The sequence below is a fragment of the Pelagibacterium mangrovi genome (assembly GCF_036662815.1).
Lineage (GTDB): Bacteria > Pseudomonadota > Alphaproteobacteria > Rhizobiales > Devosiaceae > Pelagibacterium > Pelagibacterium mangrovi.
This window is the reverse complement of sequence record NZ_JBAFXA010000004.1, coordinates 203722-227765: the sequence shown is the minus strand read 5'-3', so window position 1 is coordinate 227765 and position 24044 is coordinate 203722. Positions and strand designations below refer to the sequence as shown.

At 62.6% G+C, this 24044-nt stretch carries 27 protein-coding genes; 16 read left to right on the top strand and 11 right to left on the bottom strand.

Features of this window, described 5'->3' with window-relative positions; translation table 11 throughout:
- Positions 1 to 69: 69 nt before the first annotated feature.
- Both V4T21_RS08790 and V4T21_RS08785 read left to right on the top strand, forming a co-directional pair.
- Positions 70 to 915 carry a glucose 1-dehydrogenase gene (locus tag V4T21_RS08790; protein ID WP_332715579.1) on the top strand — a complete coding sequence of 282 codons (846 nt, stop codon included), beginning with the start codon at positions 70 to 72 and terminating at the stop codon, positions 913 to 915.
- A 6-nt stretch (positions 916 to 921) separates the two neighbouring features.
- The gene (locus tag V4T21_RS08785) at positions 922 to 1974 is read left to right on the top strand and encodes a DNA topoisomerase IB (RefSeq protein ID WP_332715577.1); all 1053 of its coding nucleotides are present in this window, start codon (positions 922 to 924) and stop codon (positions 1972 to 1974) included.
- Here V4T21_RS08785 and V4T21_RS08780 read toward each other — a convergent pair.
- Positions 1964 to 2149: a hypothetical protein gene (locus tag V4T21_RS08780; protein WP_332715575.1), complete on the bottom strand. Its 186-nt coding sequence runs from the start codon at positions 2147 to 2149 to the stop codon at positions 1964 to 1966. The genes V4T21_RS08785 and V4T21_RS08780 overlap by 11 nt on opposite strands.
- An 85-nt stretch (positions 2150 to 2234) precedes the next feature.
- Positions 2235 to 2513 (bottom strand): DUF2934 domain-containing protein, encoded by a 279-nt coding sequence (locus V4T21_RS08775; protein ID WP_332715572.1) that lies wholly within the window; start codon positions 2511 to 2513, stop codon positions 2235 to 2237.
- 166 nt (positions 2514 to 2679) lie between these two features.
- On the opposite strand from V4T21_RS08775, the gene ku reads away from it, so the two are divergent.
- The gene (gene ku, locus V4T21_RS08770) at positions 2680 to 3546 is read left to right on the top strand and encodes a non-homologous end joining protein Ku (RefSeq protein ID WP_332715570.1); all 867 of its coding nucleotides are present in this window, start codon (positions 2680 to 2682) and stop codon (positions 3544 to 3546) included.
- Positions 3547 to 3548: 2 nt separating this feature from the next.
- Positions 3549 to 6011 (top strand): DNA ligase D, encoded by a 2463-nt coding sequence (gene ligD, locus V4T21_RS08765; protein WP_332715568.1) that lies wholly within the window; start codon positions 3549 to 3551, stop codon positions 6009 to 6011.
- Positions 6012 to 6070: 59 nt separating this feature from the next.
- On the opposite strand, the gene V4T21_RS08760 is transcribed toward ligD, so the two are convergent.
- Together V4T21_RS08760 and V4T21_RS08755 are read right to left on the bottom strand one after the other, a co-directional pair.
- A complete protein-coding gene (locus tag V4T21_RS08760) occupies positions 6071 to 6808 on the bottom strand; it encodes a Crp/Fnr family transcriptional regulator (protein WP_332715566.1) in 738 nt (245 codons plus the stop codon).
- Positions 6809 to 6827: 19 nt separating this feature from the next.
- Positions 6828 to 7448: a flavodoxin family protein gene (locus tag V4T21_RS08755; protein ID WP_332715564.1), complete on the bottom strand. Its 621-nt coding sequence runs from the start codon at positions 7446 to 7448 to the stop codon at positions 6828 to 6830.
- Positions 7449 to 7692: 244 nt separating this feature from the next.
- Between V4T21_RS08755 and V4T21_RS08750 the strand changes: the two genes are divergently transcribed.
- Genes V4T21_RS08750 through V4T21_RS08735 form a run of 4 tightly spaced genes read left to right on the top strand, consistent with a single transcriptional unit; the run spans position 7693 to position 10576 of the window.
- Positions 7693 to 8091, top strand: a complete 399-nt coding sequence (locus V4T21_RS08750) for a response regulator (protein WP_332715562.1) — start codon at positions 7693 to 7695, stop codon at positions 8089 to 8091.
- Positions 8088 to 8591 carry a response regulator gene (locus V4T21_RS08745; protein ID WP_332715560.1) on the top strand — a complete coding sequence of 168 codons (504 nt, stop codon included), beginning with the start codon at positions 8088 to 8090 and terminating at the stop codon, positions 8589 to 8591. Before V4T21_RS08750 ends, V4T21_RS08745 begins: the two co-directional genes overlap by 4 nt.
- A gap of 18 nt (positions 8592 to 8609) precedes the next feature.
- The gene (locus V4T21_RS08740; protein WP_332715558.1) at positions 8610 to 10019 is read left to right on the top strand and encodes a PAS domain-containing HWE histidine kinase family protein; all 1410 of its coding nucleotides are present in this window, start codon (positions 8610 to 8612) and stop codon (positions 10017 to 10019) included.
- A 50-nt stretch (positions 10020 to 10069) separates the two neighbouring features.
- A complete protein-coding gene (locus V4T21_RS08735; protein ID WP_332715556.1) occupies positions 10070 to 10576 on the top strand; it encodes a DUF2231 domain-containing protein in 507 nt (168 codons plus the stop codon).
- An 11-nt stretch (positions 10577 to 10587) separates the two neighbouring features.
- On the opposite strand, the gene V4T21_RS08730 is transcribed toward V4T21_RS08735, so the two are convergent.
- From V4T21_RS08730 to pobA, 6 genes are all read right to left on the bottom strand, one after another.
- Complete coding sequence (locus V4T21_RS08730; RefSeq protein WP_332715554.1) at positions 10588 to 10902, bottom strand: hypothetical protein; 315 nt, start codon at positions 10900 to 10902, stop codon at positions 10588 to 10590.
- Positions 10903 to 10931: 29 nt separating this feature from the next.
- Positions 10932 to 13442: a cytochrome c oxidase subunit I gene (ctaD, locus tag V4T21_RS08725; RefSeq protein WP_332715551.1), complete on the bottom strand. Its 2511-nt coding sequence runs from the start codon at positions 13440 to 13442 to the stop codon at positions 10932 to 10934.
- Positions 13439 to 14113 carry a cytochrome c oxidase subunit II gene (coxB, locus tag V4T21_RS08720; RefSeq protein ID WP_332715549.1) on the bottom strand — a complete coding sequence of 225 codons (675 nt, stop codon included), beginning with the start codon at positions 14111 to 14113 and terminating at the stop codon, positions 13439 to 13441. Before coxB ends, ctaD begins: the two co-directional genes overlap by 4 nt.
- The gene (locus tag V4T21_RS08715; RefSeq protein ID WP_332715547.1) at positions 14110 to 14613 is read right to left on the bottom strand and encodes a CopD family protein; all 504 of its coding nucleotides are present in this window, start codon (positions 14611 to 14613) and stop codon (positions 14110 to 14112) included. Before V4T21_RS08715 ends, coxB begins: the two co-directional genes overlap by 4 nt.
- Positions 14610 to 15356 (bottom strand): cytochrome c oxidase assembly protein, encoded by a 747-nt coding sequence (locus tag V4T21_RS08710; RefSeq protein WP_332715545.1) that lies wholly within the window; start codon positions 15354 to 15356, stop codon positions 14610 to 14612. The genes V4T21_RS08715 and V4T21_RS08710 overlap by 4 nt, the downstream gene beginning before the upstream one ends.
- 83 nt (positions 15357 to 15439) lie before the next feature.
- Complete coding sequence (pobA, locus tag V4T21_RS08705) at positions 15440 to 16609, bottom strand: 4-hydroxybenzoate 3-monooxygenase (protein WP_332715542.1); 1170 nt, start codon at positions 16607 to 16609, stop codon at positions 15440 to 15442.
- Positions 16610 to 16718: 109 nt separating this feature from the next.
- Between pobA and V4T21_RS08700 the strand changes: the two genes are divergently transcribed.
- Positions 16719 to 17603, top strand: coding sequence for a helix-turn-helix domain-containing protein (locus V4T21_RS08700; protein WP_332715539.1), 885 nt, complete (start codon positions 16719 to 16721; stop codon positions 17601 to 17603).
- Here the strand turns inward: V4T21_RS08700 and pcaQ are convergent.
- The gene (gene pcaQ / locus V4T21_RS08695; protein WP_332715536.1) at positions 17581 to 18495 is read right to left on the bottom strand and encodes a pca operon transcription factor PcaQ; all 915 of its coding nucleotides are present in this window, start codon (positions 18493 to 18495) and stop codon (positions 17581 to 17583) included. The two genes, V4T21_RS08700 and pcaQ, sit on opposite strands and share 23 nt — an antisense overlap.
- 95 nt (positions 18496 to 18590) lie before the next feature.
- Between pcaQ and pcaD the strand changes: the two genes are divergently transcribed.
- From pcaD to panC, 7 genes are all read left to right on the top strand, one after another.
- Entirely contained in the window at positions 18591 to 19409 is an 819-nt protein-coding gene (gene pcaD, locus V4T21_RS08690; protein ID WP_332715534.1) for a 3-oxoadipate enol-lactonase, read from the top strand.
- Positions 19396 to 19803 carry a 4-carboxymuconolactone decarboxylase gene (gene pcaC / locus V4T21_RS08685; protein ID WP_332715532.1) on the top strand — a complete coding sequence of 136 codons (408 nt, stop codon included), beginning with the start codon at positions 19396 to 19398 and terminating at the stop codon, positions 19801 to 19803. The genes pcaD and pcaC overlap by 14 nt, the downstream gene beginning before the upstream one ends.
- Positions 19796 to 20548: a protocatechuate 3,4-dioxygenase subunit beta gene (pcaH, locus tag V4T21_RS08680; protein ID WP_332715530.1), complete on the top strand. Its 753-nt coding sequence runs from the start codon at positions 19796 to 19798 to the stop codon at positions 20546 to 20548. Before pcaC ends, pcaH begins: the two co-directional genes overlap by 8 nt.
- Positions 20548 to 21159 carry a protocatechuate 3,4-dioxygenase subunit alpha gene (gene pcaG / locus V4T21_RS08675; protein WP_332715528.1) on the top strand — a complete coding sequence of 204 codons (612 nt, stop codon included), beginning with the start codon at positions 20548 to 20550 and terminating at the stop codon, positions 21157 to 21159. Before pcaH ends, pcaG begins: the two co-directional genes overlap by 1 nt.
- Positions 21159 to 22229 carry a 3-carboxy-cis,cis-muconate cycloisomerase gene (locus V4T21_RS08670; protein WP_332715526.1) on the top strand — a complete coding sequence of 357 codons (1071 nt, stop codon included), beginning with the start codon at positions 21159 to 21161 and terminating at the stop codon, positions 22227 to 22229. The genes pcaG and V4T21_RS08670 overlap by 1 nt, the downstream gene beginning before the upstream one ends.
- 108 nt (positions 22230 to 22337) lie before the next feature.
- Entirely contained in the window at positions 22338 to 23180 is an 843-nt protein-coding gene (gene panB, locus V4T21_RS08665) for a 3-methyl-2-oxobutanoate hydroxymethyltransferase (RefSeq protein WP_332715524.1), read from the top strand.
- Positions 23177 to 24043, top strand: a complete 867-nt coding sequence (gene panC, locus V4T21_RS08660) for a pantoate--beta-alanine ligase (RefSeq protein WP_332715522.1) — start codon at positions 23177 to 23179, stop codon at positions 24041 to 24043. The genes panB and panC overlap by 4 nt, the downstream gene beginning before the upstream one ends.
- The last annotated feature ends 1 nt before the right edge of the window (position 24044 follow it).

Below are 24044 nucleotides of genomic sequence, written 5' to 3'. Positions count from 1 at the left end.
CAAGGCGAGGAACGAACCCATCGCCAGCGCATTGCCAGCACGAGATATTCTCGCGATGGAGAACGACCGATGGCCAATCAGCCCGCCCAGCGCCAGACTCGGCAACCGGGCCGTGAAGACAAGATGCATCCCGAGCCCGAATACATGCCGTTCTATCCCGGCAGCGGACGGCTGGAGGGCAAGGTGGCCATCATCACGGGCGGCGATTCCGGTATCGGGCGCGCCGTCAGTGTGTTGTTTGCGCGCGAAGGCGCCAAGGTGGTTATCGTCTATCTCGAAGAGCATGAAGACGCCGACGCGACGCGGGCGCTCGTCGAGGACGAAGGCAGCGAAGCGCTGCTGATCGCCGGCGACGTCGGCGATCCCGATTTCTGCAAGGACGTCGCCGAGCGCACGCTCACCGCCTATGGTCGCGTCGACATCCTCGTCAACAACGCCGCCGAACAGCACGTTCGCGACGATATCGCCGAGCTCGACACCGAAGCCATGAAGCACGTGTTCGAAACCAATATCTATGGCTATTTCCAGATGGTGCAGGCGGTGATCGACCATTTCGAAAGCGGAGCGAGGATCATCAACACGGCCTCCATCGTCGCCTATCGCGGACATCCGCAACTGGTGGACTACGCGATGACCAAGGGTGCTATCGTCGCTCTCACCCGTTCCCTTGCCGCCCGGTTCGCCGATAAGGGCATCCTCGTCAACGCGGTCGCGCCGGGGCCGATCTGGACGCCGCTGATCCCGGCCAGCTTCCCACCAGAGCAGGTCAAGGAGTTCGGCGCATCGACGCCGCTGGGGCGCGCCGGCCAGCCCAACGAGGTCGCGCCGGCCTTTTTGCTGCTGGCCACCGAGGACAGCCGCTTCATGACCGGCCAGACTATCCATGTGGATGGTGGTGAGTTCCCGAGCAGCTGACCGTAAATGACCACGATTGATCCCGGTCTTTCCAATGGCCGCCTCCGCTATGTGAACGATGACGAGCCGGGCATCGCCCGGCGCCGTCACGGAAAGGGCTTCAGCTATGTTCGCGACAGCGGGCGTTCGGTCAACCGGGCGAGCGATATTGCGCGGATAAAGGCGCTCGCCATTCCCCCGGCGTGGACCGATGTATGGATTTGCCCCGATCCAGAAGGGCATATTCAGGCGACGGGCCGGGACCAGAAGGGGCGAAAGCAATATCGCTATCACGACCAATGGCATGCTGATCGCGGCATGGCCAAATATACCCTTCTGGCCGATTTCGCCGACAGTCTCCCCAAGATCCGCAAGGCCGTCGATGCCGATCTGCGCCTTCGCGGCGTTCCGCGCGAAAAAGTCGTGGCCAGCATCGTCTGGCTGCTGGACAACACGATGATCCGGGTCGGCAACGACAGCTACGTCAAGGACAACAAGAGCTTCGGGCTCACCACCCTGCGCGACCGGCATCTGGATATTTCCGGGTCCCGGCTGCGGTTCCGGTTCAACGGCAAATCGGGCAAGACCTGGGATGTCGGGGGCGCGGACCGCCGGATGGCGAAGATCCTTAAGACCGTTGAGGACTTGCCGGGCCAGAGATTGTTCCGCTATCGCGACGAGGAGGGTGCCCTGCACGATGTCGGCTCGAACGACGTCAACGCCTATATCCGCGCCACGATCGGCGAGCGGTTCAGCTCCAAGGATTTCCGAACCTGGGGCGGCACGATGCGGGCGCTGACCCTATTGGCGAAAACCGAGGTTCCCGAAACCAAATCGGGCCGTGCCAAGGCGCTCAACGCGGTCATCGACGCAGTTTCGGCCAAGCTGGGCAACACGCGCGCCGTATGCCGCGCCTGCTACATCCATCCAGCCGTGTTCGAGCGCTGGGAGCAGGGCAGTCTTGCCCAGGATATGGCATTGATCCGCGAAAAGCGGCCGCGTCGGGTTGGCCTCGATACGGAGGAATGTATCGCCGCCCGATGGCTGGCGCAATTCGCCAACGGGCGCTCTAAAGCTTGACGACCGTCCGCGAAGCCATGCTCCGGCGCAGCAGGGCCAGCCTGATCAGGCTGGGATCGGGGCAATTGTGGGTGCCGGCTATACGGGTGGTGCTCTCTTCGAGCTTGAGCAACCGCCGTTTATGCCGATCCACTTCCTCGCGCACTGATTGCGCGACAGTCTTACGGATTTCCATTGCGCGGCTCCTTGTGTCCAAGGAGCTTATAGCATGAAAAGTCCGCCGCATTAACATAGGTTAAATACGGCGGACTCCGGCTGATCTACTTGTTCGTCCGCCCTCGGCGGCCGGGATTGACGCTGCCGTCGGGCTCGGGGTCGTTCATCACGTCGCCTTCCAGGGCGGATGCCCCACCGGCGTAGCCAATGTCGGGATCGTTTTGGAGATCGTTGCCCGTGTCCGGCTGACCATTCAGGCGGCCATCGGCCATTTCCCGCTCGGCTTCTTCCCAATGCGCGTGGTCGCGCCCGTCGGGGCGTCCTTCGTTTTCCCAGATTTGATGCGCTCTTTTGCGGATGGTGTCTTCGCGTGCGGTGTCCATGTTGACCTCCTCGACTGCACTTTCAGATCAACTCGAACAAGCGGTCTCCGTTCCGGAAGTGTCGTGCATCAATATCGCGCTGCACGGGGCGTCCGAACGCAGGGAACCGGCGGTCTCGGAAGTGAATTGAGTCTCCACCAGTCATTCGCGTTTCAAGGACCGTTCCATGCCTTCAGCTCGCCCCGTCTGGAAGGGCCAGATCAGACTGTCGCTCGTGGCCATTCCGGTGGAACTTTATTCGGCCTCCAAATCCGGCGCGCGGCTTTCGTTCCGGCAGATTCACGAGCCTTCGGGCAAGCCCGTCAAATACGAAAAGGTCGTGCCCGGCATCGGCCCGGTCAATGCCGACGACATTCTCAAGGGCTTCGAATACGAGAAGGACGATTACGTGCTGCTCGATGATGAGGAGATCGACGCGGTAAAGCTCGAAACGCGCAAGACGCTGGAACTCGTCCAGTTCGTCGGCGGATGCGAGATCGATCCCATCTATTTCGACAAATCCTATTACGTCGTCCCCCAGGACGAACTGTCCGAAGACGCATTCCGCGTCGTGCGCGACGCGCTCCGGGCCTCCGAAAAAATCGGCCTGGGACAGATCGCCATGCGCGGGCGCGAATATATCTGCGCGATAAAACCCTGTGGAACCGGTCTATTATTGGAAACTCTTCACTACGAAGATGAAATCCGAAAAGCCGACCCGTTCTTTTCCGGCATTTCGAAAGCCAAGGCGGAAAAGGATTTGCTCGACGTCGCAACGCAATTGATCGAGCGCAAGACAGCACCCTTCGAGGCCGGCAAGTTCAAGGATCATTACACCGATGCCTTGCGGGCTCTCGTGGACAAGAAGCTCAAATCCAAGAGCCGCAAGAAGATCACCACCGACACCGACGAGCCGACGGCCGCCCAGAGTAAGACCAACGTCATCGACCTCATGGACGCGTTGAAATCGAGCCTTGAAGGAACCGGCAGCCGTTCGAAATCCAAGGCCGCGTCGAAAACCGCGAAATCTTCGCCGCGCAAGAAAGCCAGCTAGTTATGGCGCGTGCCCGCGACCTGCTCGACGAATACCGCGCCAAGCGTGATTTCACCAAGACCAGCGAACCCTCCGGTGGTGCGCGCTCGGCTTCGGGCAACATATTCGTTGTGCAAAAGCACGATGCGACCCGGCTGCATTACGATTTCCGCCTCGAATATGAAGGCGTGCTCAAAAGCTGGGCCGTGACCCGCGGCCCCAGCACCGACCCCGCCGACAAACGCCTCGCCGTCCGCACCGAGGATCATCCGCTCGATTACGCGACCTTCGAGGGCACCATTCCCAAGGGTCAGTATGGCGGCGGCACGGTGATGCTTTGGGATTTCGGCACCTGGGAGCCCATCGAGGACCCCAGGAAGGGTTTCAAGTCCGGCAAGCTCAAGATCCGCCTCGACGGCGAGCGGATGAAGGGCGGCTGGGCCCTGGTGCGCATGAAGCCCCGGCCGGGCGAGAAGGGCGAAAATTGGCTGCTCATCAAGGAGCACGACGAATACGCGACCGGCGACGGGGAAGGGATTCTCAAGGCCGACAAAAGCGTTTCCACCGGCCGCGCCATGGACGCCATCGCCGCCGGAAAGCCTCCGGCCACGAAACCGCGCAAGAGCGACAAGCCGCTGCCGAAATTCGCCGAACCGCAGCTCGCGACACTTGTCGATACCGTACCCTCGGGCAGGGACTGGCTGTTCGAGATGAAATATGACGGGTATCGCTGCCTTGCCGCCGTCTCCCGCGACACCGTCCGACTCTACACCCGCAATGGTCTCGACTGGACCGACAAATTCGCGCCCCTGGTCGCGCCATTCTCCGGCCTCACCAAGTCGAGCGCGCTGATCGATGGCGAGATCTGCGCGTTCGATGGAGACGGCAAGACCAGCTTCTCGACGCTCAAAAAGCACCTCTCCGAAGGCGGTCCGCTGATCTATTTTGCCTTCGATCTTTTCGAACTCGACGGCAAATCCCTGCGCTCCCAGCCGCTTTCCGAGCGCAAGAAGGAGCTCGAAGGCCTTTTGGGCGGGCGAACGCGGCACGATCCGATCCAGCTTTCGCCCGACATCGCCGGCAAGGGCGAGGAGGTGTTCAATGCCATCTGTAAGGCAGGCCATGAGGGCGTCATCGCCAAGCGCGCCGATGCGGCGTATCGCCCGGGGCGCGGAAAATCCTGGCTCAAGATCAAATGCACGCTCCGCCAGGAGTTCATCATCGTGGGCTGGACGCCCTCTGAAAAGCGCCGGGGCGCCTTCGCCTCGCTGCTGCTGGCGACGCAAGAAAACGGCAAGCTGGTCTATCGGGGCAGGGTGGGGACCGGCTTTTCGGATGATCTGCGCGCTCAATTGCAGAAAATGCTCGAAGCCGACGCGCGCAAGACAGCGCCGTTGACGGGCGTTCCCCGGCCTATGTCGCGTGGCGCCCGCTGGGTTTCCCCGCGCCATCTTGCCGAAATCGCCTATACTGAAATCACACCGGACGGCGCGCTGCGGCATCCTTCGTTTCTCGGTTTGCGCGAGGACAAGCCGGCCAGAAACATCGCGCTGGAGCGGCCCGCCAAGCTCAAGGGAGGCAAGTCCATGACGCTTTCGGATGAAGACGGCATCGCCGCCGCCGCAAAGGCCGGCGTCAAGCTTTCCAGCCCTGACAAGGTGCTGTTTCCCGAGCAGGGGGTGACCAAGGCGCGCCTCGCCGCCTATTACGCGGCGGTGGTCGATGCCATGCTGCCCTATATTGCCGATAGGCCGCTCAGCCTGGTGCGTTGCCCAGCGGGCCGCGCCAAGCAATGCTTTTTTCAAAAGCACGATACGGGCGGCTTCACCCAGGGCATGCATACGGTTTCGATCGTCGAAAAGGACGGCACTGCCGACGATTATTTCACCCTCGACGGTATCGAGGGCCTTCTGGCCGGCGTGCAGATGGGTGTCCTCGAATTCCACATCTGGGGCTCGCGTCGCGATTCCATCGAGAAACCCGACAGGATCGTCTTCGATATCGATCCCGACGAGGGCCTTGATTTCGGCGATGTCAAATCCGCCGCCTTCGATATCCGCGATCGCCTTGCCGATCTGGGGTTGAAAACGTTCCCCCTCGTGACGGGCGGCAAGGGCCTGCACGTGGTCGCCCCCATCACTCGCCGCGCCGAATGGCCGGCGGTCAAGGCCTTTTCCGCCGACTTCGCCAAGCAGATGGCCGCCGACGAGCCGGATCGGTTCACGGCAACTTTGTCCAAGAAGGCGCGCAAGGGAAAGCTCTTTATCGACTATCTGCGCAACGAACGCGGCTCGACAGCCATCGCGCCCTATTCCAGCCGCGCGCGGCAGGGCGCGCCGGTCGCCGTTCCCGTTGCTTGGGATGAGGTTGCGTCTCTATCGGCGGCCAACGCCTTCTCCCTCGAAGCTGCCGCCGAGCGGGCCGCGAACGACCCCTGGCCGGGCTATGCGAAGCTCAGGCAATCGCTTCCGAAATCGGCCGGCTGATGGCGTGGCCAGCGCTGCGCTGGATTCCGGGAATAAATCCCAACGATTGAAATTCGACCCTATGCCGCCGCTGGCCGAGGCAAGTGCGTTTCGCGCAAATGCAGATATCCCGCCGCAAACATCGCCATTTCCGAGAGCGCCGCGAAATCGAAGATTTCGACGGTCCCCGACTGGAAGGCGATCAGCCCCGATTTGCGCAGCTCCTGGAGCGTGCGGTTGACGTGAACCGTCGAAAGCCCCAGCACGTCGGCGAGTTCGCTTTGTGTCAGAGGTAGCGGAAAGCGTGCGCCGTCGTTGCGGTCCACCGCCGAAAGGCGCAGGTAGATTTCGCACAGCAGATGGGCTACCCGCTCTATGGCCGAGCGCTTGCCTACGCTCACCAGCCATTCGCGCGATATGGATTCCTCTATCAGCGTCGTGCTCCAGAGCGCGCGGGTTATGCGGGGGAAAACTTCGAGCAGCTTGAACAGGCTGGCGTTGGGAATCGCACGGACCGACAGCGGGGAAAGCGCCGATAGGGAAGGCTGCGCGCCACCGAGTACGAACTGGCGCAGGTCGATGATATCGCCCGGCACCAGCAGCGAAAGAATCTGGCGCCGCCCGTCCATCAAATCGCGATATCGGCAGGCAAAGCCGTCCTCGAGCACATGGACGTGGTTTTCGGTCAGCTTTCCGGCTAGCGCCGGGCCGCGCACCGAGATGTGGCGCACCTGGGCGGGCAGGGCCAGCAGCCCATTGCGTTCGGCCTGATCGAGCGGCAGGTGGCTTTCGAGCCGGGCGACGAGAAGGTCGGTCAAGTCCATCAACTCCCCGGTCTCATTGGACGCTGGGATAGGGCTTGTCGGCCAGCAGCCGCGCCAGATGCGCCGCCGACCGCGCCGCCATGGTCACCGCGCCCGACACCACGTCCGGCACCGTGTCGAGATCCCTGAAATCGGTCGAACCCATGGCTTCGCCCACCCAATAGCCGACAGCGTTGGGCGCCAGCGTGAACCCCACATCGTTGAGCGATTGGAACAGCTCGGCGGAAACGTGGTGGGCGCCGTCCTCATTGCCCACTGTTGCGATGATGGCGACCTTGCCATAGCTCGGCATGCGGCCTTCGTCGTCTTTTTCGGACAGGAAGGCATCCATGCGTTCGAGCGCCCGCTTGATGACGCTGGAGGGTTGTCCCATCCACACCGGCGTGCCGGCAATCAGGATATCGGCATCCAATATGCGGCGCCTGATATCGGGCCAGGCGTCCCCGTCGCCTTCATCGGAGGTGACGCCGGGCAGCACCGAATGATCGGCCAGGCGAATGGTTTCGCCCTTTATTTCCTCGGCTTCCAATTCCTTGAGCAGCAGTGCGATCATTCTGTCGGTCGAGGAAATCTCCCCTTTGGCGGAAGTTTTGAGCGTACCGTTGAGGGCAAGGACGGAAAGGGTTTTCGGCATGGTCTTTTCTTTGTCGGTTCTCAACACGAGCGGTTCTTAACGCATGTTAAGGTTTGCGGCGGTGGAGGCGGCTCCCCGGTCGGAGCCGGCCGGGCGGTTCTGTATCAACGGGAATGGCGCGGCCTGCGTTCCACCCGGAAGCGGCGGCCCGGCGTCATATTATCGACCGCTCGTGCAACGAAACTGCCGCGAGCGGTTTTTGGGATAGGGGCCGCATGCGGCCCCCGTTAGCGGAGGGGCGCATATGGAACCGGTCAATCCTGTTCTGTCCGGGAAAGCCATCATGGTGGTGGAAGACGAGTACCTGATCGCGATCAGTATCGAGCTGGCCTTCGAGGAGATGGGGGCGACGGTGGTCGGTCCCTTTTCCAGCGTCGATGCTGCCCTTGAGGCCCTGCAGGGGAGCGAGCTTCCCGACGCGGCCATTCTCGATATCAATATCCGTGGACGCCCGGTCTTCCCGGTTGCCCAACGCCTTAACGATCGCGGCATTCCGTTCGTCTTCGCCACAGGTTACGACCACTGGGCCATTCCGCCCACGCTTTCGCACATAAGGCGGTTCGAAAAGCCCGCCGATCCTATGGTCCTTGGAGAAGTCCTCGCCGGCTATCTGGTTGCGCGCGGCAGTTCGGGGGTTGCATGAGTCTCAATGAAGATGGCGGGTCCGACGATATCGCCGGCAAATGCGTTCTGGTCGTCGAGGACGATTATGTTCTGGCGCGCGAAGTGTGCAACGACCTCAAGAGCCACGGGGTCCATGTGCTGGGGCCGGCGCCCACTGTCCATTACGCCAATCTGATCATCGGGAAGAGACGGCTCGATGGCGCCATTCTCGATATCAAGCTGTTCGGCGAGGAGGTTTACGATCTCGTCGATGTGCTGATGGCGCGCGGCGTCCCCATCGTCTTTGCGACCGCCTATCAGCCCGAGAGCATCGATGCGCGATATCGTGCCGTCGATACGCTTCACAAGCCCCTCAATCTGGCGCATCTGCGGCGCAAGGTGGCCGCGTTCAGGCCGCAGACGCCGCGCAATCTGGTGCATCGTGCCGAGCCGGCGGCGCGGGAAGCCGTTGTGCAGTCTTCCGGCTCGGCTCAGGATCGGTGGGCGCGGCTGCTGTTCGAGGCCATGCGTGACGCCTGACGCTTGGGGAGGGGCAGCATGAGCGAGAACCAGCATGTGGAAAACGCCCAGGCATCGGCCACCGGACGGTCGGACGGCGAGGAGCGGTTTCGGCTGATCGTCGAAAACGCCCGCGATTACGCCATTTTCACCACCGATCGCGAGGGAAATATCGACAGTTGGCCACCCGGTGCTGCCAATGTGTTCGGCTGGAACGCCGAGGATATTCTAGGCCAGTCCGCCGCGACGCTTTTCGTCGCCGAGGATCGCGAGAGCGGCGTGCCGCGCCAAGAATTTCAGACCGCACTGACCCGGGGCTACGCCCCGGATATTCGCTGGCACCAGCACCGCTCAGGCTCGCGCGTCTATATCGAGGGCAGCGTCTGGCCGCTCAAGGATGCGGACGGAGCGCCGAAAGGCTTTCTCAAGATCGGGCAGGACATGACCCTGCGGCGTCAGCACGAGATGGCGGTCATGGAAAGCGAGGAACGCTTCCGCCTGCTGGCAACCACCGTGCCCCATCTGGTCTTCCGCTCGACCACGCAGGGCAAGCGCACATGGGCCTCCCCGCAATGGGAGGCCTATACCGGCATGACAGACGAGCAGTCGGAAGGATATGGCTGGCTCGATGCCATCCATCCCGACGACCGGAACGTGGCGCTCGCGAAATGGGATGAAGCCGGCACCGATGGCGAAAGTTATTACGGCGAGCACAGGATACGCCGCCAGAGCGATGGCATGTATCGCTGGCATCAGTCGCGCGCCGTTCCCATCCGTGCGCTCGATCAGGATAAGCAGGAATGGGTGGGCTCGGCCGCCGACATCCACGATATGCGCATGCTTCAGGAACGCCAGGGTATTCTCGTGGGGGAATTGCAGCATCGGACCCGCAATCTTCTCGCCGTGGTTCGCTCCATCGCTTCGCAGACGGCGTCGATGGTAGAGTCTCTTCCCGATTTCCTGAGCGCTTTCGACAGCCGGCTGGGTGCCCTTTCACGCGTCCAGGGGTTGCTTTCGCGCGTCGATGGAGATGCCGTGACGGTCCAATCGCTGCTGCGCATGGAACTTGGCGCTGTTACCGAGACATGGGATCGCATCACGCTCGAGGGCCCCCGCGTCCTCGTTGCCGACGGCACGCTCCAGACGTTGACCCTGGTCATCCACGAACTGAGCACCAACGCCGTCCGGCACGGCGGGCTCGCCGATCCCAAGGGCCGTGTGGATATCGAGTGGTTCAAGCGCGAGGACGGTGGAAACGGCATGCTGGTCATCGAGTGGCGCGAAAAATTCGCGTTCCGTACACCCGATCCGGCTCGGCTGCGCGGGTTCGGACGGCAATTGATCGAGGAAGCCATTCCCTATCAATTGGGCGCGTCCACCCGTTTCGTTCTCGAACCAACCTCCCTTCATTGCGTCATGGCCCTGCCGCTCGATCCGCAGGAGGGGTAGGGAACCGCCAGCCCGCCGCAAACATTGATCTTGCGAGCAAGGGGGCGCAGATGGCCGAACGCGATACCAAATCCTCGGATAATCCGGTGATTGCCGAAGTCATCGAGCGCGACGCCCAATCGGCGGTGGCGGTCGCGGGCCATCCAATCCACGCCATGATGGTGCATTTCCCCATTGCGCTGGTCTTCGCCACCCTTGGCGCCGACATCTTCTACTGGTGGAGCGGTGATCCGTTCTGGGTGCGGGCCGGCATCTGGTCTGCCGGCTTCGCCTTCTGGTTCGGCATCGCTGCCGGGATCGCGGGCACCGCCGAACTTGTTCTCGTCCCCGGCATCCGTGGCCGCGTCGGTAGTTGGACACACGCCATCGCCGCCATGGCCCTCCTTGCCATTGCCGGCACCAATTGGGGCGTGCGCCTCACCGACCCCGATGCGGTTCTCCCGCTCGGGTTGGCCCTATCCGTCCTCGCGGGCATCTTTACGGGCCTTGCCGGATGGCATGGCGGCAAACTGGTTTTCGATCACGGCATCGGGATCATGGTCGACCCCAATAAGTGATCGTCAATGGGCTAAATGCACAATGATGTCGCCAAGGCCGGCACAAGCAGTCCAAAAAGCGCAGCAAACGCAGAACTCGACCCGTATATGCCCAATATGCCAAGGCTGGGAGCGGGTGCATCCTCAACCCGCGCACGGTCCTGCCAATGCCTGAAGGTCAGCCATCCCGCCAGGCCGGAAATCCCCAGAAACCCTGCCGCCAGCGCGATCAGCACGCCACGCTGCGTCCCCTCCGCCCAGCCGAATTCGCACCCGATCGCATTGGTCGCATAAAGCGTCACGAAGGCGAGGCTCCAGATGATAAAACCAAGCGGAATCAACATCATCCGCGATTCCGGTACTGTCGATTCCCCGCTCATCCGACCTCCGCCAATACACCGATCAGCCCTGGCATCAGGGCAATCATCGCCACCACCACGACCCCGGTCACCGCCGTATAATCGTGCCACAGCGAGGCCAGCCGCAGCGGCAGGCCTCGGCGGGCCGAGACATAGCCGCCGGCGTTTTTCATCAACGCGTTGATCGAAAACACCAACCCCACCCCGGCATGTAGCGCCGCATATCCCAAAAGCGCCGCGCTGGTGGCGAGATGGGCATGCTGGGTGGGGTCGGGCAGTCCGGCAAGTCTCAGGGAAATAACGACAATTGCAACCGCATCCAGGGCGATTGCGAGGATCGCAGCAGGCACGAAATTGCCGCCCCGCGCGTTTATCCCCGCGCTCCAGCGCCAGACTATACTCGCCAGGATCAAGAGGGGAGCAGCCAGCCAAAGCCAGAGATCGGGCTCGACGATATCGGCAGGCGGCCAACCGGGTGCAACGAGCCAGAGGTAAAGCGTGCCGAACAGCAGCGAGACGAAAAGCGTGCCATTGGCCGCAAGGGCGAAGACCATCGCCCACCATTGGGAGGGGCGTTCGACCTCGGTATCGCGCGGAGTATATTCGCCGTGCCCCACGGAAAGTGTGCCCTCATCGCGTTCCGAACCCATGATGGCCGGCCAGAACAGGAAACTCCCCACCGTCGCGATGGCGAGGAGCGCAGCCAGCGGGTATATCTTGAACAGCATGGCCAGAACCGTCATCCCCGTCAGCGACGCCGATACCAGCGGCATGAAGGTCGGTTTAGGCAGGACGACCAGATGCTCCAGCCTGCCTGTGGTCATGTCCACGGCAAGGGTTTCCATCCGATTGTCGCGCACGAACCCCAGATATCCTTCACCCGCCGCAAGCCTTGGCCCCAGCTCATCGGGATCAAGATCGTCGGCACGCCGATCGATGGTCGGCAGCGAGGCGAACCCGTAGGAAGTCGGGCGCGTCGGCATGGCCCAATCGAGGGTGCGGGCCTTCCAGCCATTGCGCCCGAAGCGGCGCCCGAACCGGAGGTGGAGTGCCATATCGACAGCAAACAGGGCAAATCCCATGGTCAGAATGAACCCGCCGATGCTGGATAAAAGGTTCAGCCAGTCCCAGCCGAAATTGGAGGGATAGGTATAAATCCGGCGCGGCATGCCCATGAGGCCCGTCAGGTGCATCATGAAAAAGGTAAGGTTGAAACCTATGAAAATCAGCCAGAAAGCGGGCACCGATATGCGGTGCACCGAGGCGCGACCGGTAATGTGCGGCAGCCAGAAATAAATGGCGGCCAGCATGGGAAAGACGAAGCCGCCGACCAGCACATAGTGCAAATGGGCGACGACGAAATAGCTGTCATGGGCCTGCTGGTCGAACGGAACCATCGCCAGCATGACGCCGGTCAACCCACCGATCACGAAGATCAGGAAAAAGCCCGTGACGTAAAGCATCGGAACATCGAAGCGCGGCCTGCCATGGGCGAGCGTCGCCAGCCACGCAAAAATCTGCACAGCCGTCGGAATTGCCACCAGCGCACTGGCTGCCGAGAAAAACGCCAGCGCCAGATGCGGGATGCCCACGGTGAACATGTGGTGCACCCAAAGCCCGAAGGAGAGAAAGGCCAGGGCGACGATCGCGGCGATGATGATATGATATCCGACGATCGGCCGCCGGGCGAAAACCGGGATGATCGTCGAGAGCGCCCCGGCTGCCGGCAGGAAGATGATATAGACCTCGGGGTGCCCGAACAGCCAGAACAGGTGCTGCCACAGCAACGGATCGCCGCCGCGCGTGGGATCGAAGAACGGAAGCCCGAAGGCACGTTCGAGTTCGAGCAGTATCGAGCCCAGGATCAGCGGCGGAAAGCCGAACAGCATCATCAGTGCGGTCACCAGCATATACCAGGCAAACAGCGGCATCCGATCGAGCGACATGCCCGGCGCGCGCAGTTTCAGGATCGATACGGTAATCTCGATGGCCGCCGCGATGGCGGAGATTTCGACGAAGGTGATGCCAAGGAGCCAGATGTCGGAATTGATCCCCGGCGCATAGGGCTGCGATGAGAGCGGGGTGTACATGAACCAGCCGCTGTCGGGCGCAACGCCGAACAGCATGGAGGCCACCACGATGGTGCCGCCGAAAAGATAGCACCAATAGCCATAAGCCGAGAGGCGCGGGAAGGCGAAGTCGCGCGCCCCGAGCATCTTGGGCAGAAGGTAGATCGCCAGCCCTTCCAGCATGGGGATGGCGAAAAGAAACATCATCACCGTGCCGTGCATGGAAAAAAGCTGATTATAGATTTCCGGACCCACGAACGCCGAATTGGGCGTTGCCAGTTGCGCCCGGATCAGCATGGCCAGAAGGCCGCCGATGGTGAAGAACACGAAGGCGGTCACCATGAAACGCTTACCGAGCACCGTGTGGTTCACGACGGCCAGTTGCTGCCAGCCGGGGCCGGTGCCCCATGCGCGTTCGAGAGCCTTGTGCAGGCGTATCGGCGACATCGGCTCGGTCATGGCTGGCCCCCGTTGATCGCCGCCGGATAGTCCTCGGGCGCGTGAGCTTCGACGACAAAGCGCATATCGGTATGGCCCCCGCCGCAGAATTCGGCGCAGACCCCGCTATAGGTCCCGGGCCTATCCGCTTGTATTCGAATGATGTTCTGGTGGCCGGGAATAGCGTCTATCTTGCCGGCAAGCCGGGGAACCCAGAACGAATGGACCACATCTCCGCTGGTGACCAGCACGTCCACCGGTTCTCCGGCCGGGATGTGAAGGACGCTCGTCGTTTCGCTGCCGGGCGCATCGGGATAACTGAATTGCCACTGCCAGCGAACGCCATGGGCGGCAACGCGCGCCGGTTGGTCGGCGAGCGCGACTGGCAGCAGGCGCTCGCCGGTAAAAAGGGCGTAGCCAACCAACAGGGTCAACAGCACGCCGGGCATGACGAGGCCACCGAATACGATCCAACGCTTCGGTGAAACCGAGGCTCCGAAACCGGGGCGCAGCCAAACAGCGGCCAAAAGGCCCGAAACGAGGAGGAAGAGGGCGACCGACGCCCAGAACATCACCCACCAGAGGGTGGCCACCGCTTCGGCGGATGGGCCGGCGGGATCGAGGGTGGAGAGTGATCCGGCGCAACCTGAAACCGCAGGCAGGATGGGCAAGAGCAGGGCGAGGCGCCTCATTGGAAGTCCCACCCCAGAATATTCTGCGCCAGCTCGGAAAGTTGGCCGGGCGCTATCCAATCGGGCGTGATCCGGTTCATATCGAATTCGGGCTTGGCGAGCACGACGGCCAGAATTGCCGAAACGATGGCCAGCGTTCCACCCGTGAAAACGATATAACGCAAGCGCGAATATCGGGCGCTTTCGTCGAACAGCGAGAGGACCAGAAGCCCCGAGATGATGTGGATCAGGACCATCAGGCCCACGAGCAACAGCTTGAGCGCAAACCATGGTTCGAATGTCGCGCGCAGGAAAACCAGCGCCGTCCCGCTGCCGATCGCGACAAACGCAGTGGGCGAAAGGATCACGACATAAAGGAAGCGCACCATCGCATGGAGCCGGTGAAGCGCGTCCTCATGGCCGACATCCTTGCGTTGGGCAAAGAGAAACGGCAGGCACACAAGCCCGGCGGCCCAGACCGAGATCGTGGCGATATGGACGAACTTGAGCAGTTCCGTCATCGGGCGAGACCGGTGCGCGTGTTCGACAATCCGTTGGTGAGACGCAGCACCAGCCAGAGTCCGGCGCCCAGGTAGGGCAGCATGGCGGGCACCCACATGAGCAGCCCGGCCAATTGCTGATCGGCAAGCGCGGAAAGCCCATAGGGCGCCGTGGTGCTCAGATGCGGCGCATAGACCGCAAAGGGGCTGAAGACGAGGAGAGCGCCGAGCAGGCCCATCTGTCCGATAAAGGCCGCCAGCGCGACCAGCGCGCCTCCGGACCGGGCGAGCGGCGAGAGCACTTCGCGCCAGAGCAGCCAGGAAGACGCGAGAAGGGAGAGCTGCATCAACCAATAAGGGCCGGCACCGTAGATCGCCCATTCATAGGCGCTGGGTGCATGCCATATCCATAAAATCAGCGCGTTGAGGATGGTTAGAGGGGCAAGCGGCAGCAATGGCCCGTCCCGCCAGGGCAGGGCGATGGCGAGAAGCGGGGCGACGATGCCGATAAGCACTACATGGTGGGCGACGCGCGCCGAAAACAGCGCCGTGGTAAGCGCGCAGATCGGGGAAAAGAACGCGATTACGATCAGTCCAAACGCGCCGATCAACGCCAGACGGCCGGTCGTATCCCGACGACCGGCCAACAGCCATGCTCCGAACAGCGCGGCCATCAGCCCGGCAGCAAAGGGATCGAAATTCCATTGCAGCCAAAGATCGGACGGAAGCGGCGGCGGACCACAGTACGCGTCGGAAAAATTCATAGAGAGATGCCCCCGAAAACCTTGGCGCACGCAACGCGCGCTTAGGGTTTCCAATGCCGTTCAGGGCATTTCGGTTCCTCCGGCTAGGCGCGAAATCCGGTGTAGTTTTCGGCCAGCGACTGTCGGGCAATGCGGGAGGCGCGCAGATAGTCGAAATCGGCACGCTGGATGCGCCGGCCGAAATCGCCGCTGTCGGGGAAAGTGTGCAGCAATTGGGTCATCCACCAGGAGAAACGCTCGGTGCGCCAGGTGTTTTCGAGCACTGCCGCCGAATACGCTTCGATGCCGGCTTCCGAGCGTTCGCTGTAGAATTCTTCAAGGGCTCCGGCGAGGACGCTGACGTCGTGGATGGCCATGTTGAGCCCCTTGGCACCGGTCGGTGGGACGATGTGAGCGGCGTCGCCCGTGAGGAATAATCGCCCGAAACGCAGGGGTTCGGCGACGAAACTGCGCAAGGGGGCTATTGATTTTTCGATCGAGCCGCCGGTCTTGATGGCTTGGGCGATGTCGGGATTGAGGCGGTTGCGCAGTTCGTCCCAGAACCGGTCGTCCGACCAGTTCTCGGCCTTTTCGCTGGCGTCGACCTGGATGTAGTAGCGCGAGCGGGTGTGGGAGCGCATTGAGCACAGGGCGAAGCCGCGGGCGTGGTGGGCGTAGAGCAATTCCTCGGAAACCGGGGGTTCGTCGACCAGAATCCCAAGCCAGCCAAAGGGATAGATGCGTTCGAAGACCGAGATCGCGGAGGTGGGGACGCTGGCGCGGGAGATGCCGTGGAAGCCATCGCAGCCGACGACGAAATCGCATTCAACACTATGGTGTTGACCGTCTTTTTTGTACGAGATTCGTGGTGTTGAACGGTCGAAATCGGCGATGTTGACTTCGGCGGCTTCGTAGACCGTTTTGCCGCCCGATTCCGCGCGTGCATCCATCAGATCGCGGGTCATTTCGGTCTGGCCATAGACCATGACGCGGCGACCGACGAGTTCGTGAAAATCGATCCGCAGCATGTCGCCGTCGAACGAGAGCTCGGCACCGTCATGGAGGATGCCTTCAGCATCCATGCGGGCGTTGACGCCGAGGTCACGGAAGAGATCGACCGAGCTCTGTTCGAGCACGCCGGCGCGGATGCGGCCGAGCACGTAGTCGGCGCTCTGGCGTTCGAGGATCACCGCGTCGATCCCGGCTTTTTCCAGAAGCCGGCCGAGCGTCAAGCCGGCCGGGCCGGCGCCGATGATCGCAACCTGCGTGCGCATGATTTTCCTCCCCATACCGGCAGGTCTATCGCCGGATTTGCCGGGAGGATGGGCATCGCGCCCCAACTTGCCAATGGACAGGCGCAACAAAGAGTTGGACTATAACAACATGAAAGCCATACCGACCTATGCCCTTTACGGGGAAAACGAAAGCAGCGACGAGAGCTGGTTGCATTGGGAAACCATCACCTCGCGCTCGCGCCTGCACGGCTTCCGTATTTCCGCGCATCGGCACGATCTGCTGCACCAGATCCTTTATCTCAAGAGCGGCAGCGCCACGGTGATGCTCGATGGCGAAACCTTCAAGGTTTCCCCGCCCGCCATGATTCTGGTGCCGCCGCTGATCGTCCACAGCTTCGTCTTTTCGACCGATGTGGACGGGTTCGTGCTCACATTTTTTGCGCGGGACGTCAAAGCGGCGCTCGAAGAGATTGGACCGAGCGCCAACGGGCTCATGCGTCCGCTCATTCTCGCGCCCGACGAAGCCATCGTCGAGGCGCAGGATCTTGAGCATGCGATACGGCGGCTGATCGCGGAGGCGGACCGTCGCGCGCCGGGGCAGGTGGCTGCGCTTCGAGCCCGGCTTTCGCTGCTGCTCGTCATGGCGCACAGGCTCGATCTCGCGGCGTCGCGGCAGGCGGAGGATCATCGCGATGCGGGCGAACGGCATGCGCATCAGTTTCTCGCACTGGTCGACCAGCATTTTCGCGATACGCGGCGGGTGGGGTTTTATGCCGGCAAGCTCGGGATTACCCCCACGCATCTCAACCGCGTGTGCAGGCAGGTGCTGGGTCTTTCGGCGCTGGCGGCGATCGAGCGGCGGGTGTTGCTCGAAGCGCGGCGCTATTTGCAGTTTTCCGGCCTGAGCATCAAGGAAATCGGTATCGTCCTGGGCTATCCCGACCCGGCCTATTTCAGTCGCTTCTTTTCCCAGCGCATGGGGCAGGGGCCACAGGCGCTCAGGGATTCGATCAGCCTGCACGCGATCGGGTAATTTCCCGGACGATTCCGGCGAGGATATCGAGCGAGGCGTTGGACGGCGCGTTCTCGCGGGTGGTGAGCCCGACAGCCCCTTGCGTCTCCGTTGTGTCGATCGGCAACGGACGCAGCCGGCCTGCCGCGACGTCGCGGGCGACCACGCCATCGGAAATGACCCAGACCGCATCGGTCTCTTCGATAAAGGCGCGTCCGAAGGAATCCGAGACCGTCTCGATGGCATGGGGCAGTTCGGCCATGCCGTGGGCCAGCAGGTAACGGTCGACATAGGGCCGGATGACGGAACCGGCGGGGGGCATGAGGATGGTATAGTCGCGCAGGCGTCCGAAATCGAAGTGCAGGTCCTTGAGCAAGGGATGGCCGTCGCGGACCACGAAGCGGACCTGCTCGGAATAGAGGTATTCGAAGGTCAGGCCGCTCATCTGTTCGGGCGCGGCCAACCTGCCGATGACCAGATCGAGCGTTCCGGTGCGGAGCTGTTCCAGCAGCACCTGATTTTCACCGGTGACGATCTTGACCGGACTGTCGGTATTCTCGGCAAGAAAACGCTGCATCGCAATCGGCATGATCCGCGCCGAGACGGTGGGCAGGGCACCGATGCGGATGGGCGGGCCGGCATCGGTGCGGCTGAGGCTGTCGACGCCGTTCTGGACCGCCGCTATCGAGGCGCCGGCGTGGCGGAGGAAAACCTCGCCATAGCGGGTGATGCGGACGCCACGCCCGTCTTTTTCGAGCAGCTTTTTGTCGAGGATGCTCTCGAGCTCGCGCATGGTCTTTGTCACCGCCGGTTGGGTGATGCCCAGCACCTGCGCCGCGCGGCCCACGGAATTGTGGCGGGCGATTTCCACGAAGGTGTGCAGATGCCGAAAACGGATGCGGGTTTCGATCATGCCTAATCCATGAACTATGGGTTATCTATATGGCTCATAGTTTCATTTTACAAAACCATTTTGTCGTTCCACTGTGGGCGGCAAGGAGGACTCCCATGAATTGCGTAAGGCTTGGCGACATCGTCGTGCATTATCGACATCGGCCAGCCGCGCCGGGCGCACGGACGGTCGTGTTCATCAATTCGCTGGGGACCGATTTCCGCATCTGGGACGGCGTGATCGAAGCGCTGGATGCCGATCTGGGCGTTGTGGTTTACGACAAGCGCGGGCACGGGCTTTCGGGCATCGGAAGCACGCCCTACACAATCGCCGATCATGCGGGCGATCTGGTGCGGCTGCTCGAAACGCTGGGCATATCCGACGCCATTGTCTGCGGCCTTTCGGTCGGCGGGCAGATCGCCCAGCAGCTCTATTTCGACCGGCCCGATCTCGTGGCGGGGCTGGTGCTTTGCGATACCGCCGCAAGGATCGGTGATCCCGATTTCTGGCACAGGCGGATCGAGGCCATTTCCCGCGATGGAATCGCGTCGGTGACCGAAGGCATCATGGAGCGCTGGTTCAGCGCCGGTTTCAGGCAGTCCGGCGGGCCGGAATACGATATCGCGCGGGCCATGTTCGAGCGTCAGCCGGTGGAAGGGTATCTTGCCACCTGCGCGGCGATAGCGGAGTTCGACCGGCGGGCCGATACAGCGAGCATCGCGGTGCCCGTGTCGGTGCTGGTGGGGTCCGAGGACGGCGCCACGCCGCCCGACCTGGTCGCCGAGTTCGCGCGCCAGATTGCGGGAAGCCAATTTCAGATCATCGAAGGTGCGGGGCATCTGCCCTGCATCGAGACACCCCTGCCGGTCGCGGCGGCAATCGCCGCGCTGGCCGAACGGGTCGAACAGGGAGAAATGCGCAATGTCGCATCATGAAGGGCCGTCGGCCCGCCACGCCGAGGGCATGGCAACGCGCCGCAGCGTGCTGGGCGAAGACTATGTGGACAGCAAGCAGGCTGCGATGACCGATTTCGAGCGGCCATTTCAGGACCTCATCACCGAGGCGGCCTGGGGGCATGTGTGGTCGCGGCCCAATTGGGACAAGCGGCAGCGTTCCATCGTGACCATTGCGCTGCTTGCCGCGCTGGGGCACTACGAAGAAATGGTCATGCATATCGAGGCGACGGCGCGCACCGGCGCGACCGAGGAGGATATCCGCGAGATCATGCTGCACGTTGCGATCTATGCCGGGGTTCCGCACGCCAACCATGCGATCAAACTGGCGCGGCAGGCGCTGGAGCGCATAAAAAAGGGCAATGACAATGACTGAGCGTCTTTCCAACAGCCGGCCGGAAGCCGCGGCCTTCATGGAGCGCGATTTCAGCCAGCACCCGCCCGCATTCACCCCCGGCTACAAATCGAGCACCCTGCGCGCGCCCAAGCAGGCCTTGATCAGCTTTTCCTCGACAATGACGGAAAAGACCGGTCCTGCCTTCGGGCACAACATGCTGGGCGAGCTCGATAACGATCTCATCGTCAACTACGCCAAGGCCGGCGAAGAGGCGATCGGGCAGCGTATCGTCGTCCACGGCCATGTGCTCGACCAGAATGCCAAGCCGATCCCCAACGTGCTGGTGGAATTCTGGCAGGCCAATGCCGGGGGACGCTACCGCCACAAGCGCGAAGGCTATCGCGCGCCGCTGGACCCCAATTTCGGCGGGTTCGGGCGAACGGTCACCGATGAAGACGGATATTACTGGTTCAGGACTATCAAGCCCGGACCCTATCCCTGGCCCAACGGCATCAACGACTGGCGGCCTGCCCATATCCACTTCTCGCTGTTCGGCACGGGGTTTGCCCAGCGCCTGATCAGCCAGATGTATTTCGAGGGCGATCCGCTCATCCCGCTCTGCCCCATCGTCAACACTGTGCCCGACAAGGCGGCGATCGATCGGCTGGTGGCGCGGTTGGACATGAACAATACGATTCCGATGGATCTGCGCGCTTATCGTTTCGATATCGTCCTGCGCGGACAGCGCTCGACCTTTTTTGAAAACCGTCCGGAGGGCAATTGATGGTCAAGCCGTACGACTATCTCAAGGAAACGCCGTCGCAGACCGCCGGCCCCTATGTCCATATCGGAATGACCCCCAACCTCTACGATATCGATGGGGTGATCCCCGAGGATCTGGGGCTCAACGTGGTTTCCGACGGGGTCAAGGGCGAGCGCATCACCGTCAAGGGGCGAGTGATCGACGGAGGCGGCAACCCGGTTTTCGACTGCGTTGTCGAAATCTGGCAGGCCGATGCCAACGGCATCTACAACAGTCCCGCCGAGCACCGCACCGGCGTCGATCCCAATTTCTCGGGTTGGGGGCGGCAGGCAGCCGGCACCAATGGCGAGTTCTCGTTCGATACCGTAAAGCCCGGTCCGGTTCCGGCGCCCAGCGGCGGTTTCATGGCGCCGCACATCACCTTCTGGATCGTGGCGCGCGGCATCAATATCGGGCTGCACACCCGGATGTATTTTTCCGAGGAGCAGGACGCCAACAGCAAGGACCCGATTCTCGCCAAGGCGCGGATGGTGGGTCGTGAAAATACGATGATCGGCAAACGGGACGGTGACACGGTCACTTTCGACATTTATCTTCAGGGAGAAAACGAAACCGTCTTCCTGGATGCCTGATGAGTCTGTCGCCCTTCGATCATCCAATTCTTTCCGGCCTGTTCGGTGACCCCGAACTGGCCGGTTTCCTTTCGGCCGAGGCGGCCGTCGCGTCGATGGTGACGTTCGAAATCGCGCTTGCGGCGGCGCAGGCCGAGTGCGGGGTGATTTCCGCCGAGGCGGCGAGGGCCATCGACCGTCTCACGACCGATCTGGTTCTGGATATGGATGGCCTGCGCGATGGATTGGGGCGCGACGGCGTTGTCGCGCCCGAACTGGTGCGGCAGATGCGCGGGGCGCTGGACGGGGACGCCGCCAAGGCGCTGCATTTCGGCGCCACGAGCCAGGACGTGATGGACACCAGCCTTGTCCTACGGTTCAAATCGATCTGCGACATTCTCGCGGACCGCATCGCCGCCATCGAGGGCACGCTGGAGGCGCTGTCGGGCCGTTTCGGCGGGCGCCGGCTCATGGGCCGCACGCGTATGCAGGACGCGCTCGAAATCTCGGTGGCCGATCGGATCGCCGATTGGAAGGCGCCGCTCGAACGCCATCGGGCGCGGCTCGAACAGGTCAAATCGCGCCTGCTGGTGCTTCAATATGGCGGCGCTGTGGGCACGCTGGAAAAGCTGGGCGAGGAGGGGCCGCGTGTGGTCGCCGCCCTGGCCGAGCGGCTGGAACTGGGGACAACGGATAAATCCTGGCACAATCAGCGCGATGCGGTGGTGGAATTTGCCGGCTGGCTGAGCCTGGTGTGCGGCAGCCTGGGCAAGATCGGGCAGGATATCGCCATTCTCGCGCAGAACGCCAATGGCGAAATCGCCCTGGCCGGGGGAGGCGGGTCTTCGGCGATGCCGCACAAATCCAATCCTGTTGCCGCCGAAGTGCTGGTTTCGCTCGCCCGCTATAGCGCCGGCGCCAGCGGCACCATAGCGCAATCGCTGGTCCATGAGCAGGAGCGTTCGGGCGCGGCGTGGACGCTCGAATGGCTGGTGCTGCCGCAGATGATCATGGCGACCGGCAGTTCGCTTCTGCTTGCGGCGCGCTTGCTCGGTTCGGTGGAAAGCCTCGGGCGGCTCCAGCCGGGCTGAAAGAGCCGTCCATCCAATGTCGGGGTATGAGCGGGGCTTGAGATCGGCTAAGGCGGCGGCCACATATCATGAACAGCCGGCATCGCAGCCGCATGTGGGAGAGCATTGATGACCTATGGCAAGACGCCCACGCCGCCGATTACACCTCCCGCGCTTATGGCGCGCAAGGGGCAGGCGCCGATCGTTTGCCTGACGGCATATACCACGCCGATCGCTCAACTGGTGGATCAGCACTGCGACCTGGTTCTTGTGGGCGATAGCGTGGGCATGGTTCTGCATGGGCTGCCCGATACGCTGGGCGTCACGCTCGAGATGATGATCCTGCATGGCAAGGCTGTGCGGCGCGGGCTGAAATCGGCGCTGATGGTGGTCGATATGCCGTTCGGCAGCTATGAGGAAAGCCCCGAGCAGGCGTTCCGCAACGCGGCGACGCTGATGCGCGAGACCGGGTGCGGTGCCGTCAAGCTCGAAGGCGGCGCGCATATGGCGCCGACCATTCGGTTTCTCACCCAGCGCGCCATTCCCGTGGTTGCCCATATCGGGCTGACGCCGCAATCGGTCCATACCTTTGGCGGCTACAAGGTGCAGGGGCGCGGGGCCGAGGCGCAGGCGGTGTTGCACGACGCGCAGGCCGTGGCCGAAGCTGGGGCCTTTGCTGTGGTGATCGAGAAAGTGCCCGACATTCTGGCGCGGCGCGTTACGGCGGATATCGACATTCCCACCATCGGCATCGGGGCTTCGGCTGCGTGCGATGGGCAGATTCTCGTCGTCGATGACATGCTGGGCATGTTCGCCGATTTCAAACCCAAATTCGTCAAGCGCTATGCAGAACTTGGCCTGGATGCTGAAAAGGCGGTTGCGGCCTATGCGGAAGACGTTCGGGCCCGCCGCTTTCCGGCGGCCGAACATCTGTTCGGTGATGCTCCGGCCAGCGTAAAGGGTGCTTCATGAGCCTTTCGGTTTGCCGGACGGTCGCCGATTTGCGCGCGCAAATCGCCCGGTGGCGCGCGGCGGGCGACAAGATTGCCGTGGTGCCCACCATGGGGGCGCTGCATGAGGGGCATCTGTCGCTGGTGCGTTCGGCGCGGGGCAGGGCGGCGCGGGTGATCGTGACGTTGTTCGTCAACCCCAAGCAGTTCAACAACAGCGACGATCTGGCCCGATATCCTCGTGATGAGGACGCGGATCGGGCAAGGCTGGCGGCTGAGGATGTCGACCTACTGTTTGCTCCCGATGCCGAGGAGATGTACCCGCAGGGGTTTTCGACGACGGTTTCGGTCGTCGGGCTGAGCGAGGGGCTGTGCGGGGCGCATCGGCCCGGTCATTTCGATGGCGTTGCCACCGTCGTCACCAAACTGCTGCTCCAGACGCAGGCGGACGTCGCGCTGTTTGGGGAAAAGGATTATCAGCAATTGAGCGTCATCCGCCGTCTGGTGCGGGATCTCGATATACCGGTGGAGATCGTGGGCGTGCCCACGGTTCGGGAAGCGGATGGATTGGCGCTGTCGTCGCGGAACGTGCGGCTGAGCGCCGAGGGACGGCAGAGCGCGCCGGCTCTCGCGGCAGCGCTGGCGGCGGCGGGGGCGGCGATGGAAGGCGGCGAGGCGGCCGGCGCGGCGATAGATACGGCGAAAGCCGCTATTGTCGACGGTGGGTATGCGGAGGTCGAATATCTCGAATTGCGCGATGCCGAGACGCTCGAGCCGGTTTCGCGGGTGGAACGACCGGCCCGGTTGCTTGTGGCCGCGTGGCTCGATGGCGTGCGGCTTATCGACAATATCGCGGTGCTTCCATCATCGCGCAGATCGGCCTGAC

What these genes read in the sequence shown, in the direction of transcription:
- V4T21_RS08790 (WP_332715579.1), top strand. Translation starts at nt 70, where the DNA reads ATGGCCAATCAGCCCGCCCAGCGCCAGACTCGGCAACCGGGCCGTGAA.
- V4T21_RS08785 (WP_332715577.1), top strand. Translation starts at nt 922, where the DNA reads ATGACCACGATTGATCCCGGTCTTTCCAATGGCCGCCTCCGCTATGTG.
- V4T21_RS08780 (WP_332715575.1), bottom strand. Translation starts at nt 2,149, where the DNA reads ATGGAAATCCGTAAGACTGTCGCGCAATCAGTGCGCGAGGAAGTGGAT.
- V4T21_RS08775 (WP_332715572.1), bottom strand. Translation starts at nt 2,513, where the DNA reads ATGGACACCGCACGCGAAGACACCATCCGCAAAAGAGCGCATCAAATC.
- ku (WP_332715570.1), top strand. Translation starts at nt 2,680, where the DNA reads ATGCCTTCAGCTCGCCCCGTCTGGAAGGGCCAGATCAGACTGTCGCTC.
- ligD (WP_332715568.1), top strand. Translation starts at nt 3,549, where the DNA reads ATGGCGCGTGCCCGCGACCTGCTCGACGAATACCGCGCCAAGCGTGAT.
- V4T21_RS08755 (WP_332715564.1), bottom strand. Translation starts at nt 7,448, where the DNA reads ATGCCGAAAACCCTTTCCGTCCTTGCCCTCAACGGTACGCTCAAAACT.
- V4T21_RS08750 (WP_332715562.1), top strand. Translation starts at nt 7,693, where the DNA reads ATGGAACCGGTCAATCCTGTTCTGTCCGGGAAAGCCATCATGGTGGTG.
- V4T21_RS08745 (WP_332715560.1), top strand. Translation starts at nt 8,088, where the DNA reads ATGAGTCTCAATGAAGATGGCGGGTCCGACGATATCGCCGGCAAATGC.
- V4T21_RS08740 (WP_332715558.1), top strand. Translation starts at nt 8,610, where the DNA reads ATGAGCGAGAACCAGCATGTGGAAAACGCCCAGGCATCGGCCACCGGA.
- V4T21_RS08735 (WP_332715556.1), top strand. Translation starts at nt 10,070, where the DNA reads ATGGCCGAACGCGATACCAAATCCTCGGATAATCCGGTGATTGCCGAA.
- V4T21_RS08730 (WP_332715554.1), bottom strand. Translation starts at nt 10,902, where the DNA reads ATGATGTTGATTCCGCTTGGTTTTATCATCTGGAGCCTCGCCTTCGTG.
- ctaD (WP_332715551.1), bottom strand. Translation starts at nt 13,442, where the DNA reads ATGACCGAGCCGATGTCGCCGATACGCCTGCACAAGGCTCTCGAACGC.
- coxB (WP_332715549.1), bottom strand. Translation starts at nt 14,113, where the DNA reads ATGAGGCGCCTCGCCCTGCTCTTGCCCATCCTGCCTGCGGTTTCAGGT.
- V4T21_RS08715 (WP_332715547.1), bottom strand. Translation starts at nt 14,613, where the DNA reads ATGACGGAACTGCTCAAGTTCGTCCATATCGCCACGATCTCGGTCTGG.
- V4T21_RS08710 (WP_332715545.1), bottom strand. Translation starts at nt 15,356, where the DNA reads ATGAATTTTTCCGACGCGTACTGTGGTCCGCCGCCGCTTCCGTCCGAT.
- pobA (WP_332715542.1), bottom strand. Translation starts at nt 16,609, where the DNA reads ATGCGCACGCAGGTTGCGATCATCGGCGCCGGCCCGGCCGGCTTGACG.
- V4T21_RS08700 (WP_332715539.1), top strand. Translation starts at nt 16,719, where the DNA reads ATGAAAGCCATACCGACCTATGCCCTTTACGGGGAAAACGAAAGCAGC.
- pcaQ (WP_332715536.1), bottom strand. Translation starts at nt 18,495, where the DNA reads ATGATCGAAACCCGCATCCGTTTTCGGCATCTGCACACCTTCGTGGAA.
- pcaD (WP_332715534.1), top strand. Translation starts at nt 18,591, where the DNA reads ATGAATTGCGTAAGGCTTGGCGACATCGTCGTGCATTATCGACATCGG.
- pcaC (WP_332715532.1), top strand. Translation starts at nt 19,396, where the DNA reads ATGTCGCATCATGAAGGGCCGTCGGCCCGCCACGCCGAGGGCATGGCA.
- pcaH (WP_332715530.1), top strand. Translation starts at nt 19,796, where the DNA reads ATGACTGAGCGTCTTTCCAACAGCCGGCCGGAAGCCGCGGCCTTCATG.
- pcaG (WP_332715528.1), top strand. Translation starts at nt 20,548, where the DNA reads ATGGTCAAGCCGTACGACTATCTCAAGGAAACGCCGTCGCAGACCGCC.
- V4T21_RS08670 (WP_332715526.1), top strand. Translation starts at nt 21,159, where the DNA reads ATGAGTCTGTCGCCCTTCGATCATCCAATTCTTTCCGGCCTGTTCGGT.
- panB (WP_332715524.1), top strand. Translation starts at nt 22,338, where the DNA reads ATGACCTATGGCAAGACGCCCACGCCGCCGATTACACCTCCCGCGCTT.
- panC (WP_332715522.1), top strand. Translation starts at nt 23,177, where the DNA reads ATGAGCCTTTCGGTTTGCCGGACGGTCGCCGATTTGCGCGCGCAAATC.